Genomic DNA, 13,994 nt, shown 5'->3' with positions numbered 1-13,994 from the left:
CCCTCAGGCCAGAGGAATGCCACGGCCCGCTTACGACGCTCACCAGGGGCCGTAGCGGGATCCTCGTAGTCCCCCATCACATCCCGCAGGATGCCGACGCGCCCCGCTGCGTCTTCCACGCGGTGACCGATGTCCGCCCGGGTGATCATCCGAACGCTCCGGCCGGGAGCTTCGGCCCTTCGCCAGTGCCGCCTTCGTTGTCGGGTTCGGGAATTCGTCGGCCCCGAGACTCGGCTACCCGGAGCACGTCCGCCAGGCTCTCAGCAAGCATCAGCCCCGCGTGCCTCAGCTCCGCATGGGGCGAAAGCGGATCGTTGAGAGCCTTCCGGGTGTCATCGAGGAGATCCGCCGCTCTGTCGAGCTGTTCGGCCTCCATGTCGTCCGCCATTCGGGACAGGAACCCACCCTCGCTGCTGAGGTAACACGGCTTTCCGTCCGGCGTGGCCCACGGCAACAGACGTGCCTCTGATCCGTTTGCGTCCATGCCACCGACGTTAGAAACAGAGGACAGTTGGAGGCGAGGGAGTTCTATGGAGTTCCAGGCCGGTCAGTCCAGCGCGTCGATCGCAGCCGTGATCAGGGCGCGCGCTTCGGCGCCGTAGACAGCCAGCTTGGAGAACTCCCGGAACGCCTTGAGGTACTGGTGTACTTCGGAGGGCGCGGTCACGTTCACCTGTGCCGTCAGCAACTCGACCTGGGCTTGTTCCTCGTCGTACACGCTGAACGTCTCGATCATCCACATGCGACGTTCGGCGGTGAACGGGATCACGCCCAGGGACACCGCCGGCAGCGACATGACCGACAGCAGATGGCCCAGCTGTCCGGCCATCGTGGCAGCGTCGCCAACCCGGTGGCGCAGCGCGGCTTCCTCGACCAAGAGCGCGAAGCGGTGATTCCCCTCGTGGATCACACGTGACCGTTCCAGCCGGGCGGCCACGGCATCGCTCACATCGTCGGGCGCCTCACGGAAGGCGGCAATGGAGCCGAGAAGCGCCCGGGCGTAGCCGTCGGTCTGAAGGAGTCCGGGGACGACGTTGGAACAGTAGATGCGGAACACGCGGGTGCGTTGGAACAGCGGGACGTACGACTCCTGGAGTCGGCGCAGACCAGTGCGCTGGAGGCGTCGCCATTCGATGTACATGCCGTCTGCGGTACGGGAGGCCGCCACAAGATCAGCGGCCAACCCGTCCGCCCCGCACGCCCGGCACCACGCCCTGATGTCGTCGTCCGAGGGCGGTGTCACAGCGTTCTCAAGCCGAGAGACTTTGGACTTGTACCAACCGGTATGGTCGGCGACTTCCTTGGCACTCAGCCCGGCGTCCTGGCGGATCTCGCGGAGTCGATCGGCAACGGCCCTACGAGCGGCCTGAGCGCTGGACGACGGAGAGGTGGGCATGGGTCGGTCGTATCCGTCAGATCCGGTAGTCCTCGTGCGGAACGACCCTCATCCAGACGGCCTCGAAGGCGTCGGCACAGAGCTTGGCCACGGCCGGTTCGTCGGTCACATCGTCGCCCAGGTACAGCCCTTCCCCGGAGAAGTAGCCGAACCTGACCAAGCGGTCGTCGAAGAGCCAGAAGTCGTTGCCGGGCAGCGCGATGTCCGCTGCCTGCCGTCGGGGCAACCAGCGGATCTGTTCACCCGCTACGACGTTGGTGAACGTCCCGTCGTAGAGGTAGGGCGTGTAGTCGCTGACAGGCTCCGACACGATGCGTGCACGGCGAATCTCGACACCCCGGGCCACCGTCTCCGCCACGAGGTCCAGCCAGGGCCGCCACCATGATTCGCGGTTGGCGGGATCGGGCCTGTGTCCGGCCTTCCACGCGGCGACGCGCGGAGCCTCGTCCGGGTCGTCGTAGTGGTCGCGCATCTCAAGGTGGACGGCCGACCGTCGGCAACCCGCGATCAACTCACCGAACGGCGGGGCGGTCTGCCACATCACATGCCTCCCGGATGGCGGCCACCATGCGCATGGGGAGCCGCACCACGTCTTCGCTGTCAGGGATGGGACCCGCTGCCAGGCAGTCGCACCGCGTCGCCTCGTCGGCCTTCCACCCCTGGAACACAAGCTCTTGCTTGTCCTCGTCCACCCATACCGTCGGACAGTTCGCCCCGTCGATGTTCGGGTCTCTCGCGATGAACCGTAGCGCCATGACTGCCTCCAGCCCGCTGCAGGTTCTACATCGTTCCACGAACATCGCCGTCCCATTGGAAGCCGTCAAGAGCGCATCGATCCGCAGGGGGGCGCACGGCGACGACTTCCCGCGCATACATGCGACGCTCTGCGCGGCCGACTCTCTGTGATCCGGTGCCATCCGGCTCCAGGCATCACCCGCATGCACAGACATCCCGGCAGGCCATCCCGGGAAGCGATCACTCATGAGATACCTCGTGCGCGACAAGATCTTCGCCATCGGCGACGACTACTGGATCGAGGACGAGCACGGCCGGCACGCCTTCCTCGTCGACGGCAAGGCGCTCCGGCTGCGCGACACCCTGGAGCTGAAGGACCCCACCGGGCAGGTGCTGGTCACCCTGCGGAAGAAGATGTTCAGCCTGCGCGACGCGATGACCATCGAGCGCGACGAGCGGCCGCTGGCCACCATTCGGAGGAAGCGGCTGTCCCTGTTGCGGAACCACTTCCGCGTGGCGCTCGTCGAGGGCACCGAGCTGGATGTGAGCGGACGGATCCTCGATCGTGAGTTCGCCGTCGAGTACGACGGCGAACTGCTGGCGCACATCTCCCGCAAGTGGTTCCAGGTGCGGGACACGTACGCCGTGAACGTCGTGCGGGAGGACGCGGACGCGGCGCTGCTGCTCGCGGTCGCCGTGTGCGTCATCCGGATGGCCGAGAAGGACGGCGAGAAGGACAGCGAGAAGGATGACGATTAGGCGCGGCCGGCGGATCCCCGAGAAACTCGGATCGGCGTAGCTCGGATTGCCTCCGTGACAGCCTTCGGCGGGGGCGGGGGCGGCGTTTGCCCCCACCCGCAGATGGATGGACTCTCGCGCCCTCGGCCGATCCCCTCACGCGGCCGGTGAAAGCATCCGGCAACACCGCCTGATCTGGGCTTTTGTGTCGGTCGGACCTACGATCGCCGGATCAGGAAAGGGGATCCGATGGACCGGAACATACGCGCGGTGGAGGACGTACTCAGGCTCCTGGACGGCCTGTTCGCGCCGGAGGCCGACCGCTGGACAACCGAAGGCGCCTCCTGGTGGGACAGCTTCTACGCGGACCGCTCCAAGCCGGTTCCGTTCTTCGTGGCGAAGCCGGACGAGAGTCTCATCTCGTACCTCGACAGCGGCCTGATCACCAAGGGCCGCGCTCTCGACCTGGGATGCGGTCCGGGCCGCAATGCCCTGCACCTCGCCTCGCTGGGCTTCGAGGTGGACGCCGTCGACCTCTCCCCCATGGCCATTGCCTGGGGCGAGGACCGCGCCCGCGAGTCGGGGGCCAAGGTCCGATTCCGCTGCGGGGACGCCTTCGCCATGGCCGGCGCCGAACTCGGCGGCCCGTACGACCTGATCTACGACTCCGGCTGCTTCCACCATCTGCCGCCGCACCGCCGGATCAGCTACCTCGCACTGCTCGACCAACACCTCGCACCCGGCGGGCTGTTCGCCCTCACCTGTTTCGCGGCCGGCGCGATGGGGTCCGAACTCCCCGACGCCGACTTCTACCGCCAGTCCCGCCTCCACGGCGGCCTCGCCTACACGCCGGAGTCCCTGCGCTGGATCTTCTCCGACCTGACGGAGGTCGAGCTGCGTCGCATGCACGACGAACCGCCCGAGTCCCCGCGCTTCGGCGAGCCGTTCCTCTGGACCGCCCTGTTCCGCCGCGACACCTAGCGGGGCGGCACCGGCAGGCCCAGTCGGCGGTCCTTCAGGGCCGGGAACTGTTCGCGTGTCGTGGTGACCTTCGCGGGGTCGAGGTCCACCGTGAGGACCTCCTCGGCCGCGCCCGCCTCCGCGAGCACCGTGCCCCAGGGGTCGATGACGATGCTGTGTCCGGCCTGTTCGACGCCCGCGTGCGTGCCCGCAGTGCCGCAGGCCAGGACGTACGCCTGGTTCTCGACGGCCCGGGCCCGGGCCAGCAGCGTCCAGTGGTCGCGGCGCCTGGCGGGCCAGCCGGCCGGGATGACGAGGGTCTGCGCGCCGGCGTCGACGAGGCCGCGGAACAGCTCGGGGAAGCGGAGGTCGTAGCAGGTGGCGAGGCCGAGCGTGGTGTCCGGGAGCCGTACGGTGACGAGTTCGGCGCCGGCGCCCATCATGACGGCCTCGCCCTTGTCGAAGCCGAAGCGGTGGATCTTGCGGTAGCTGCGGACGAGTTCGCCGTCGGGGGAGAACACCAGCGAGGTGTTGTAGAGCGCGCCACCAGGGTCCCGTTCGACGATCGAGCCCGCGTGCAGCCAGACGCCGGCGTCGGCGACCGCCTTGGACATCGCCTCGTAGGTGGGGCCTTCGAGGGGTTCGGCCTCTTCGGCGAACATCTCGTACGCGAAGGCGCCGACGGGCCAGAGCTCGGGCAGGACCACCAGGTCCGCGCCGCGCTGTTCCCGTACCAGGGCAGCCATCCGCTGCCGACGAGAATTGACCGATTCATCTGGGTTTACGGCGATCTGGATGAGGGAGGCGCGCACACTACCACCGTCCTGGCATTCGAGCCTTCAACACGGGCCTACGATCGTCACACGAAAGCACTGCCGGGGTGCCGCCCGGCAGCGTAACTTAACTGCCGAGCCTCCCACGCCGCCCAGTCCAGCCCGCGCAAACGCAACTGAACCGCACGAGGGGTCACGTGACCGTCCATTCCAGCCTCCAGCCCTACGCCGATGCCTGGACGCACTCCGTCGAAGCGATATCCGAGCTGGTTCAGCCACTCGTCGAAGGAGAGTGGAACAGGGCCACTCCGTGCCCCGGCTGGTCCGTGCGCGACATCGTCTCGCACGTCATCGGCATCGACTGCGAACAGCTCGGCGACCCGCGGCCCATTCACACCCTCCCTCGCGACCTGTACCACGTCGTCGACGAGTTCACCCGGTACATGGAGGTGCAGGTCGACGTACGGCGCCACCACACCGCGCCCGAGATGACCGCGGAGCTGGAGTACACGATCATCCGGCGCTCGCGGCAGCTGCGGAACGAGAAGCGCGATCCGTCGGCGCTCGTGCGCGGGCCGCTGGGCTTGGAAGTGACGCTGGAACACGCGCTGCGGCAGCGGGCGTTCGATGTCTGGGTGCACGAGCAGGACCTGCGTACCGCCCTCGGCAAGCCCGGGAACCTGGACTCCCCCGGCGCGCACGTCACGCGCGACCTGCTGCTGGAGGGGCTGCCGAAGGTGGTCGCCAAGCGGGCCGGCGCACCGGTGAACTCGGCCGTGGTGCTCGACGTGCACGGCCCGCTGGAGTTCATGCGCACGGTCCGGGTGGACGCCGACGGGCGCGGCTCGATCGACGGGGCGCCCTCACTCGGCCCGGCGGCGACGCTGGCGATGGACTGGGAGACGTACGTACGGCTGGCCTGCGGCCGGGTCAGGCCGCAGGCGGTGGCGGACCGTATCAAGGTGGAGGGCGACCAGGCTATCGCCGACGCGATCCTGCGTGAGTTCGCCGTCACACCCTGACCCCTCGGGCGGTTCAGGCCGGGACGTGCACCGTCTCGACGCGGCTGGCGACCAGGTGGTCGCGTTCGCGGCGGGCAGTGCGGTTGCGCAGCCGCAGGATCTGGGCGACGCCCAGCGCCTGAAGGACGAACACCGAGGCGAAAGCGATGCGGTAGTCGTCGCCGGTGGCGTCCAGCAGGACGCCCACCGCGAACAGCGTCGTCATCGAGGCGATGAAACCACCCATGTTGACGATTCCGGAGGCCGTGCCCTGACGCTCCGGCGGATTCGCGGGGCGGGCGAAGTCGAAGCCGATCATCGAGGCGGGGCCGCACGCGCCGAGCACCGTGCACAGGGTGATCAGCAGCCACATCGGCGCAGCGTGGCCGCGGTTCGCGAGCGGGTACGCGAGAGTGGCCACCCACAGCAGCGCGGTCGCCGCGACCGTACCGAGGGCGAGCGGGGTGCGGGCGGCGTGGTGGCGGGCGATGATCTGCCCGTACACCAGGCCCAGCGCCATGTTGGAGAGCACGACCAGGGTGAGCAGTTCGCCCGCGGTCGTCCGGGACAGGCCCTGTGCCTCGACCAGGAACGGCATGCCCCACAGCAGCAGGAAGACCATCGCCGGGAACTGGGTCGTGAAGTGCACCCACAGGCCCAGCCGGGTGCCGGGCTCGCGCCAGGACTCGGCGATCTGCCGGCGGACGAAGCTCCGGCCGGCGCGCTGCACGGGCGCCGGTTCATGCCCTTCCGGGTGGTCCTTGAGGAAGAGCACCAGCGGGACGAGGACGACGAGACCCGCCACCGCGCTGCCGGCGAAGGTCGTGGTCCAGCCGAGGTCGTGCAGCGTACGGGAGATGAAGATCGTGGAGACGAGGTTGCCCGCCATCCCGAAGAACGCGGCGACCTGCCCGATGAGTGGTCCGCGCCGGGCGGGGAACCAGCGGGAGCCGAGCCGCAGCACGCTGATGAACGTCATCGCGTCGCCGCAGCCCAGCAGGGCCCGCGAGGCGAGCGCCGTGCCGTACGAGGGGGAGAGCGCGAAGCCGAGCTGGCCGACGGTGAAAAGGACGACTCCGAGGGTGAGGACCTTCTTGGCGCCGAGCCGGTCGACCATGAGGCCGACGGGTATCTGCATGCCCGCGTAGACGAGGAGCTGCAGGATCGAGAACGTGGACAGCGCGGAGGCGCCCACGTCGAAGCGGTCGGCCGCGTCGAGGCCCGCGACGCCCAGGCTGGTACGGAAGGTGACGGCGACGAAGTAGACGGCGACGCCGATGCCCCAGACCGCAGCAGCGCGCCGGCCGCCGGGTGGGTCTCCGGGCAGTGCGACCGCGGCGGCGCTCATCGGACCTCGCCCCGGGCCAGGTTGCTGAACCAGCCGACGTGGCGGTGCACCAGGGCGGCCGCGGCGTCGGGATCGCCCGCGCGCAGCGCTTCGAGGATCTCGCCGTGCTCGACGATGTTCTTGGCGATCCGGTCGGGGTGGGAGTGCATCACGGCGACGCCCATCCTCAACTGCCGGTCGCGCAACTGGTCGTAGAGGCGGGAGAGGATCTCGTTCCCGCCGCTGCGGACGATCTCCGCGTGGAAGCAGCGGTCGGTGACCGCGACCGCGGCCAGGTCGCCGGCGTCCGCCTGCCGCTTCTGCTGCTCCAGCAGCTCTTCGAGCCGTGCGAGCAGGTGCGGCGGTGCGGGTACGGCCTTGCGCGCGGCGTGCTCCTCGACCAGCAGCCGGGTCTCTACGACATCGGCGATCTCCTGCGCGGAGACGGGCAGGACGAGCGCGCCCTTCTTCGGATAGAGCTTGATCAGCCCCTCGACCTCGAGCTTGAGCAGCGCCTCGCGCACGGGCGTGCGGGACACCCCGACCGCTTCGGCGAGTTCGCCCTCGGTGAGGAGGGTGCCGCCCCCGTAACGGCGGTCCAGGACGGCCTGCTTGATGTGCGTGTAGACGCGGTCGGCGGCGGGAGCGGCGGCTGGCATGCGCACAGCTTAGATACAACAGGGGTGCATCAGAAAGCCGCGTCCAGCATGCAGGACGCGATCGACTGGAACTTCTGCCCGCTACACGTACATCCCTTCGAGCCGCTCATGAGTCTCCTATCGGGACCCCTACACCCCCGGTCCCCTTTCGACGCATTCGCGAACTCGGAGCGTTCATTGATATCCCCCAGCCTCAAGGCCGGCCGCAAGCCCAGCCACAAAGCCCGCAAGGGCCTGCGCAGAGCCGCCACGGCAGTCGTCGCCGGCGGCGTGGCGCTGGCGGTCTCGCCGCTGTTCTCGTCCGCCCAGGCAGCTGTGCCCCTGCCGACGATCAGCGCCAAGGGCGCGTACCTGCTGGAACGGACCACCGGAGCCAAGAAGTACGGCAAGGCCGCCGACATCAAGCGGGAGATGGCCAGCACCACCAAGGTCATGACGGCTGCGGTGGTCGTCAACACCCCCGGCGTCGACCTCAACCGCAAGGTGACGATCTCGCAGACCTACCGCGACTACGTCACCAGGACGGGCGCCAGCACCGCGGACCTGAAGACCGGCGACAAGGTCACCGTCAGGCAGCTGCTGCACGGGCTGATGCTCCCGTCCGGCTGTGACGCGGCGTACGCGCTCGCCGACACCTTCGGTGTGGGCTCCACCCAGGCCGCGCGGACCAAGCAGTTCATCGGCCAGATGAACGCCAAGGCCGCCGCGCTCGGGATGACCAACACCAAGTTCGACTCGTTCGACGGCATTTCGTCGACCGGCAACAACTACTCCACCCCGCGCGACCTGGCGACCCTCGGCAGCTACGCGCTGCGGGGCTCGACGCTGCGCAGCGTGGTGGCCGCCACCAAGTACGTCGCTCCCGCGACGACCAGCACCGGCGGCACGCGCACGTACACCTGGTACAACACGAACAAGCTGCTCGGCTCCTACAGCGGCGCCAACGGCATCAAGACCGGCACCGGCAGCACGGCCGGTCCCTGCCTGATCTTCTCCGCCACCCGCGGCGACAAGACGTACGTCGGGGTCGTCCTGGCCAGCACCAACGTCACCGAGCGTTACAAGGACGCGGGCAAGCTGCTGGACTTCGGCTTCGGCTCCAGCACCGCGACGACCATGAAGCTGCGTCAGCTGCCCGAGGGCGCGCAGCGCGACTGAGTTCCCCGGCCCGGACGCCCCTCGGGTGCGTCCGGGCCTGCGGGCTCTTCGTACTCCTCCGGCTCGTCCGGATCAGCGGCGCAGCGCCTCCGCCGGCTGGATGCGGGCTGCCCGCCACGCCGGATACAGCCCTGCCAGTACACCCGTGAGCAGACCGACGACCGGAGCCACGGCAACGGTCGCCGGATGCACCACCGGAGTCCAGTCCCGGACGATCGCCACGGCGAGCACGGTCAGCGTGCCGAGCGAGGTACCCACCAGGCCTCCTACGGTCCCCAGGGCGCCCGACTCGGCCAGGAACTGCCCGGTGATGTGGCGGCCCCGCGCCCCGAGCGAGCGGCGCAGGCCGATCTCCCCCGTTCTCTCCAGCACGGCGACCAGGGTCGTATTGGCGATGCCGACCGCGCCGATGACCAGGCAGATCGCCGCGAGGATCAGGAAGAGCTGGTTCAGGTCGGAGGTGACGTTCGAGCGCAGCGTCCTGGGATCGGGGGGCGCGACCGATCTGAAGAAGTCCGGGTGGTCCGCGCGCAGCGCCATGGGAGCCTCGCGCGCGATCTGGACCGCCGCACCGACGCGCGTCGACACCAGCATGCGGGCCCGTTCGCCTTCCGGTTTCCCCCACAGGTGCTCGGCGGCCGAGCGCGGCACCATGACGGCCGTCAGCAGGTCGGGCTTGCGATCGACGTCGCGGAGGATCCCGATCACGGCGAAGGGCACATCACCGACGAAGACGGCCGGTGCCGTCTCCAGCGTGGTGATGCCCAGCCGGGCGGCGACGCCCGAACCGAGTACCGCCACGTGCTGGCGGTTCCGGTCGTGCCAGGGGTCGTAGATGCGCCCCTGGACCAGATCCGGCCGGGCGGCCCGCAGCACTCCCGACGACGTCGCCACCACCGGCGTCTCGTCTCCCCGCGCCGGCTCCCCGATGGGCGCGGCCCGGACCGAGCCGGCGCGCTTGGCATCGACGCCCCAGTAGACCCCGGCGGCTTCGACACCGTTCAGCCGCTCGATCCTGGCATCCGCGTCCTCGGGGAACGACAGCGTATCCTTGGCGTCCTCGGGCCCGTCCCCGCCGGTGTCCTCGACCGTCACCTCGGTGGCGGTGAGCACGTTGAAGCGCGAATCGATCTGTGCGGACGTGGTGGCGGTCAGCCCGAGGATCGCCACGAAGGTCCCGACACCGAGCACCGTGCCAAGAGCGGTCAGCGCCGAACGCGCCGGCCGCTGCAGCACCCCGGCGAGCGCCTCGGAGAGCAGGTCCCGCCAGGCCAGGCGGGACGGCTCCACCGGCTGCCGGGGGCGTGAGTCCCGTCGCGGGAAGCGCGGGCGCCTCACGCGTCCACCCGCCGGGTCTCGCTGAGTTCGCCGTCGCGGATGGTCAGGGTGCGCCGGGCACGGGCGGCCACACCGGGGTCATGTGTGATCACGACCACGGTCATGCCGTCACCGTGCAGTTCGTCGAGGAGTGCCAGGATCGACTCCGCGGTCCCGGAGTCGAGGTTGCCGGTCGGCTCGTCACACAGGAGCAGGGAGGGGCGGGCCACCAAGGCGCGGGCAATGGCGACGCGTTGGCGCTCACCGCCGGACAGCCGCGTGGGCTGTGCGTCGACGCGGTGCCCCAGGCCGACGCGCCGGAGCGCGGCGCGAGCGCGGGAGGGCCGGTCGGCGCGCGGCACCGCATGGCTGTAGAGCATCGCCAGTCGCACGTTCTCCATGGCGCTGCGGTGCGGCAGCAGATGGAAACTCTGGAAGACGAAGCCGATCCGCCGGCCGCGCAGGGCGGTACGGTCGGCGTCGGGCAGCTCACCCGTGTCGATCCCGTCCAGCAGGTACGTACCCGCCGTCGGCGCGTCCAGCAGCCCGACGACGTTGAGAAACGTCGACTTGCCCGAACCTGAAGGGCCGACCACGGTGATGTACTCACCCGGCTCGATGCGCAGATCCGACGGCTTGAGCGCGGAGACGGGCGGCGGACCCGGATAGGTGAGCGCCACCCCGCGGAACTCGATGACCGGCGTGCTCACGCCCCGCCGCCTTCCCGGATCCCGACGATGACCTGGTCTCCGGTACGCAACGGGCCACCGCTCAGCGGGCGGACGGCGACGAAACCGTTGCCCGTGGTGCCCGTCGCGACCTCGACACGGCGCCGGTCCTTGTTGTCCGGCCGGTACACGTACACCACGGTCTTCCCGTCGGCGCCCGCGGACACGGCAGAGGCCGGGACCACCAGGACCCTTCCCTTGGAAGAGGCTGCCTCGACGGTCAGCCGTACGTCGTGGCCGGCCAGTGCGGCCGGCAGGGCCTTGTCCGGTCTGACCCGGGCCAGGTAGCCCCCGGGCTCCGGGCCGCCACCGCCACCGTCGGCGTCGCCGTCGCCTTCCTGTACGGGTGCGTCCGTCACGCCTGCGATGGTGCCCTGCTGCTCGGCTCCGGTCGTCTCCGAGAGGATCTGCACCTTCTGTCCCGGCCGGACGAGGTCCTTCCTGGAGGCGTCCAGGCGTCCGTTGACGACGAGTTCACCGGCGGAGACGGTGAGGAGCTTCTCCTTGGCCTCGGACCCGACGGATGCCTTCAGCGTCTCGACCCGGGCCGGAAAGCCCAGCAGATAGACAACCTCCGAGGCGGGAAGCATCGGACCGTTCGCCGCCTCGACCGCTGACAGCGCGGAACGCGCCCGGTCCAGATCCTCGGCGGCACGCTTCTTCTCCTTGCCTTCCGCCGCGTCCTCCCACGCCCGGCGGGCGTCCGTCACCGCATCCTCCGCCGAGGACACCTGGGCGTCGCCCTCGGGGTCCGCGGCGAGCGGGTCGTAGCCGATGGACGCGTAATGGCGGGAGAGGGCCCGCTTGGTACCGGGTCCGAAGAAGCCGTCCCGGTCCCCGGCCACCCGGTTTCCGAGCGCCTCCAGCGCGCGCTGCAGCTGGGTCACGTCCTTGCCCTCGGTCCCCGGCTTGAGGTCCCGGTACACGGGCAGCCTGCCGGCGAGCGCGAAAACCGGACGCCCGGATATCTCGACGAGCACCTTCCCCGCTCCGAAGGTGTCGCCCGCCCGGAACGGCGTCTTCGTCACCACAGCCCTGGCGGCTTCCTGGCCGGCCCCCGAGCCCGGTGAGACGTCCACGGTCTGTGCCGCCGTCACCTGGCCCCGGATCACCACGGAGTCATTGAGCACCCGGTACTCGACCGGCGCCGTCAGGACATCCGCGGGCGGCGGGCCGACCGACGAGGCCTGGTCCGCCGGAGACTTGATGAACGCGGTCGCGCCGATGCCGCCCGCGGACAGCAGAATCGCACCGGCCACAACCGCCAGCAGCACCCGCCGACGGGAGGACAGGCCGTGGCCGCGGCTCTCCTGGAGCTCCTCGGCCGACTCCGGCGGGCCTTCCTCACTGTCCACGGGCCACCAATCGGGTGGAGTTGCGCATCACGGCGCCGGTCGTCTTCCGTACGTCCGTCAGGAAGACGCGATTCGCAATGCTGCGGGTCGAGTTGACCGGGCGTCAAAGGACCTCCGGCCGAATACCACCGGCTTTGATCATCCAATGCGCAACAGTCGAATCCGCCGCTGTTCCACTTGCACATCGGCAGAAGCGTCGCCTGCCCGTTCGATGACAGGTGCACGTACCTGGAAGTGGACCATCCGATTCCCGCCAGGAAGCGCACGGACCGACATTGGCCGAATACGTACGGAGGGGGCCCGGCGGCGCTTGCCGCCGGCCCCCTCCGTGTGTGGTCAGACCGTCAGGCCCGTCAGGCCCAGGTGATGAGGCGCTTGGGGTTCTCCAGGACCGCCGCGATATCCGCGAGGACCTTGGAGCCGAGTTCGCCGTCGACCAGGCGGTGGTCGAAGGACAGCGCGAGGGTGGTCACCTGACGCGGCTTGACCTTGCCCTTGTGCACCCACGGCTGGAGCTTGATCGCACCGACCGCGAGGATCGCGGACTCGCCCGGGTTGAGGATCGGCGTGCCGGTGTCGACGCCGAAGACGCCGACGTTGGTGATGGTCACCGTGCCGCCCTGCATCGCCGCCGGGGACGTCTTGCCGTCCCGCGCCGTGGACACCAGCCCGCCGAGGGACTCGGCCAGCTGCGGCAGCGTCTTGGCCTGCGCGTCCTTGATGTTCGGTACGAGCAGACCGCGCGGCGTGGCGGCCGCGATCCCGAGGTTCACGTAGTGCTTGACCACGATCTCCTGGGCCGCCTCGTCCCAGGCCGCGTTGACGTCCGGGTTCCGCTTGATCGCGACCAGCAGTGCCTTGGCGACCAGCAGCAGCGGATTGACCCGCAGCCCCGCCATGTCCGGATCCTGCTTGAGTTCCTGGACCAGCTTCATCGTCCGCGTCACGTCGACGGTGATGAACTCGGTCACGTGCGGCGCGGTGAACGCGCTGGTGACCATCGCCTGCGCGGTGGCCTTCCGTACGCCCTTGACCGGGATACGGGTCTCCCGCCCGTCCACGGCCACCGGCACCGCCACCGGCGCCTGGGCGACCGGCTCCGCCACCGGGGCGGCCTGCTGCGTCGCGGCCGCCGCCGCGGCGTGCACGTCCTCGCGGGTCACGACCCCGTCGGCCCCGGTCGGCACGACGGCCGCCAGGTCGATGCCCAGGTCCTTCGCGAGCTTGCGCACCGGCGGCTTCGCCAGCGGGCGCGCCCCCGCGGGAGCGGTGCCGGCCGGCGCCGGCCTGCCGCCGTGGCCGTTCAGCTCGGTCTGCAGCGCGGCAGCGGCTGCGGCCTGCGGGTAGTACGTACCGCCGGCCTCACCGGTGCCGGGGACGGCCTGGTCGGCCGGGGCGGTCGGCTTGCGCGGGCGGCGCTTCGTCGACGCGGTGGAGACTCCGTAGCCGACGAGCACCGGCTGACGGCCCTCCGGCTCGGCAGCGGCGGGCGCCGGCGCGGCAGCGGCGGGCGCGGCCGCAGGCTCCGCGGCCGGGGCGGCAGCAGCGGCTGCCTGCTCCGGCCCCGCCTCCCCGGCCGAGGGGTCGGTGTCCACCGAGATGATCACCTGGCCGACGTCGACCGTCGTGCCCTCGCCGAAGCGCAGCTCGTGCACCACACCGTCGTACGGAATCGGCAGCTCGACCGCCGCCTTCGCCGTCTCGACCTCGCAGACGACCTGGCCGTCGGTGACGGTGTCGCCCGGCTGGACGTACCACTTGAGGATCTCGGCCTCGGTGAGTCCCTCGCCCACGTCGGGCATCTTGAACTCGCGGAAGCGGGCAGCGCTCTCAGTCATTGTCGTCAC

At 70.0% G+C, this 13,994-nt stretch carries 14 protein-coding genes; 4 read left to right on the top strand and 10 right to left on the bottom strand.

The annotated features are described in order from the left end of the window. Positions 1-145: 145 nt before the first annotated feature. From NLX86_RS14940 to NLX86_RS14930, 3 genes are all read right to left on the bottom strand, one after another. Positions 146-484 carry a hypothetical protein gene (locus NLX86_RS14940; protein WP_254372170.1) on the bottom strand — a complete coding sequence of 113 codons (339 nt, stop codon included), beginning with the start codon at positions 482-484 and terminating at the stop codon, positions 146-148. A gap of 63 nt (positions 485-547) precedes the next feature. Next, the gene (locus tag NLX86_RS14935; protein WP_254372169.1) at positions 548-1,396 is read right to left on the bottom strand and encodes a helix-turn-helix transcriptional regulator; all 849 of its coding nucleotides are present in this window, start codon (positions 1,394-1,396) and stop codon (positions 548-550) included. Between the two features lie 16 nt (positions 1,397-1,412). Beyond that, entirely contained in the window at positions 1,413-1,937 is a 525-nt protein-coding gene (locus tag NLX86_RS14930; protein ID WP_254372168.1) for a DUF6879 family protein, read from the bottom strand. A gap of 440 nt (positions 1,938-2,377) precedes the next feature. Between NLX86_RS14930 and NLX86_RS14920 the strand changes: the two genes are divergently transcribed. After that, a complete protein-coding gene (locus NLX86_RS14920; RefSeq protein ID WP_254372167.1) occupies positions 2,378-2,890 on the top strand; it encodes an LURP-one-related/scramblase family protein in 513 nt (170 codons plus the stop codon). Between the two features lie 228 nt (positions 2,891-3,118). Beyond that, positions 3,119-3,850: a class I SAM-dependent methyltransferase gene (locus NLX86_RS14915; RefSeq protein ID WP_254372166.1), complete on the top strand. Its 732-nt coding sequence runs from the start codon at positions 3,119-3,121 to the stop codon at positions 3,848-3,850. Here the strand turns inward: NLX86_RS14915 and NLX86_RS14910 are convergent. Further along, positions 3,847-4,641 (bottom strand): carbon-nitrogen family hydrolase, encoded by a 795-nt coding sequence (locus NLX86_RS14910; RefSeq protein WP_254372165.1) that lies wholly within the window; start codon positions 4,639-4,641, stop codon positions 3,847-3,849. The two genes, NLX86_RS14915 and NLX86_RS14910, sit on opposite strands and share 4 nt — an antisense overlap. Before the next feature lie 158 nt (positions 4,642-4,799). On the opposite strand from NLX86_RS14910, the gene NLX86_RS14905 reads away from it, so the two are divergent. Then, positions 4,800-5,624, top strand: a complete 825-nt coding sequence (locus tag NLX86_RS14905; protein WP_254372164.1) for a maleylpyruvate isomerase family mycothiol-dependent enzyme — start codon at positions 4,800-4,802, stop codon at positions 5,622-5,624. 13 nt (positions 5,625-5,637) lie between these two features. On the opposite strand, the gene NLX86_RS14900 is transcribed toward NLX86_RS14905, so the two are convergent. Together NLX86_RS14900 and NLX86_RS14895 are read right to left on the bottom strand one after the other, a co-directional pair. After that, a complete protein-coding gene (locus tag NLX86_RS14900) occupies positions 5,638-6,951 on the bottom strand; it encodes a nitrate/nitrite transporter (RefSeq protein WP_254372163.1) in 1,314 nt (437 codons plus the stop codon). Then, positions 6,948-7,589 carry a GntR family transcriptional regulator gene (locus NLX86_RS14895; RefSeq protein ID WP_254372162.1) on the bottom strand — a complete coding sequence of 214 codons (642 nt, stop codon included), beginning with the start codon at positions 7,587-7,589 and terminating at the stop codon, positions 6,948-6,950. Before NLX86_RS14895 ends, NLX86_RS14900 begins: the two co-directional genes overlap by 4 nt. Positions 7,590-7,823: 234 nt before the next feature. Between NLX86_RS14895 and NLX86_RS14890 the strand changes: the two genes are divergently transcribed. Further along, positions 7,824-8,747: a D-alanyl-D-alanine carboxypeptidase family protein gene (locus NLX86_RS14890; protein WP_374213887.1), complete on the top strand. Its 924-nt coding sequence runs from the start codon at positions 7,824-7,826 to the stop codon at positions 8,745-8,747. A 72-nt stretch (positions 8,748-8,819) separates the two neighbouring features. On the opposite strand, the gene NLX86_RS14885 is transcribed toward NLX86_RS14890, so the two are convergent. From NLX86_RS14885 to NLX86_RS14870, 4 genes are all read right to left on the bottom strand, one after another. Next, on the bottom strand, positions 8,820-10,085 hold the full coding sequence (locus NLX86_RS14885) for an ABC transporter permease (protein WP_374213885.1): 1,266 nt from the start codon (positions 10,083-10,085) through the stop codon (positions 8,820-8,822). Further along, positions 10,082-10,774 (bottom strand): ABC transporter ATP-binding protein, encoded by a 693-nt coding sequence (locus NLX86_RS14880; RefSeq protein WP_254372161.1) that lies wholly within the window; start codon positions 10,772-10,774, stop codon positions 10,082-10,084. Before NLX86_RS14880 ends, NLX86_RS14885 begins: the two co-directional genes overlap by 4 nt. Continuing rightward, on the bottom strand, positions 10,771-12,147 hold the full coding sequence (locus tag NLX86_RS14875) for a peptidoglycan-binding protein (protein ID WP_254372160.1): 1,377 nt from the start codon (positions 12,145-12,147) through the stop codon (positions 10,771-10,773). The genes NLX86_RS14880 and NLX86_RS14875 overlap by 4 nt, the downstream gene beginning before the upstream one ends. A 353-nt stretch (positions 12,148-12,500) precedes the next feature. After that, the gene (locus NLX86_RS14870; RefSeq protein WP_254372159.1) at positions 12,501-13,994 is read right to left on the bottom strand and encodes a dihydrolipoamide acetyltransferase family protein; all 1,494 of its coding nucleotides are present in this window, start codon (positions 13,992-13,994) and stop codon (positions 12,501-12,503) included.

The sequence above is a fragment of the Streptomyces sp. A3M-1-3 genome (genome assembly GCF_024213665.1).
Taxonomy (GTDB): domain Bacteria; phylum Actinomycetota; class Actinomycetes; order Streptomycetales; family Streptomycetaceae; genus Streptomyces.
The sequence above is the reverse complement of the archived record's forward strand: the minus strand, read 5'-3'. Positions and strand labels throughout refer to the sequence as shown.

What these genes read in the sequence shown, in the direction of transcription:
- NLX86_RS14940 (WP_254372170.1), bottom strand. Translation starts at nt 484, where the DNA reads ATGGACGCAAACGGATCAGAGGCACGTCTGTTGCCGTGGGCCACGCCG.
- NLX86_RS14935 (WP_254372169.1), bottom strand. Translation starts at nt 1,396, where the DNA reads ATGCCCACCTCTCCGTCGTCCAGCGCTCAGGCCGCTCGTAGGGCCGTT.
- NLX86_RS14930 (WP_254372168.1), bottom strand. Translation starts at nt 1,937, where the DNA reads ATGTGGCAGACCGCCCCGCCGTTCGGTGAGTTGATCGCGGGTTGCCGA.
- NLX86_RS14920 (WP_254372167.1), top strand. Translation starts at nt 2,378, where the DNA reads ATGAGATACCTCGTGCGCGACAAGATCTTCGCCATCGGCGACGACTAC.
- NLX86_RS14915 (WP_254372166.1), top strand. Translation starts at nt 3,119, where the DNA reads ATGGACCGGAACATACGCGCGGTGGAGGACGTACTCAGGCTCCTGGAC.
- NLX86_RS14900 (WP_254372163.1), bottom strand. Translation starts at nt 6,951, where the DNA reads ATGAGCGCCGCCGCGGTCGCACTGCCCGGAGACCCACCCGGCGGCCGG.
- NLX86_RS14895 (WP_254372162.1), bottom strand. Translation starts at nt 7,589, where the DNA reads ATGCCAGCCGCCGCTCCCGCCGCCGACCGCGTCTACACGCACATCAAG.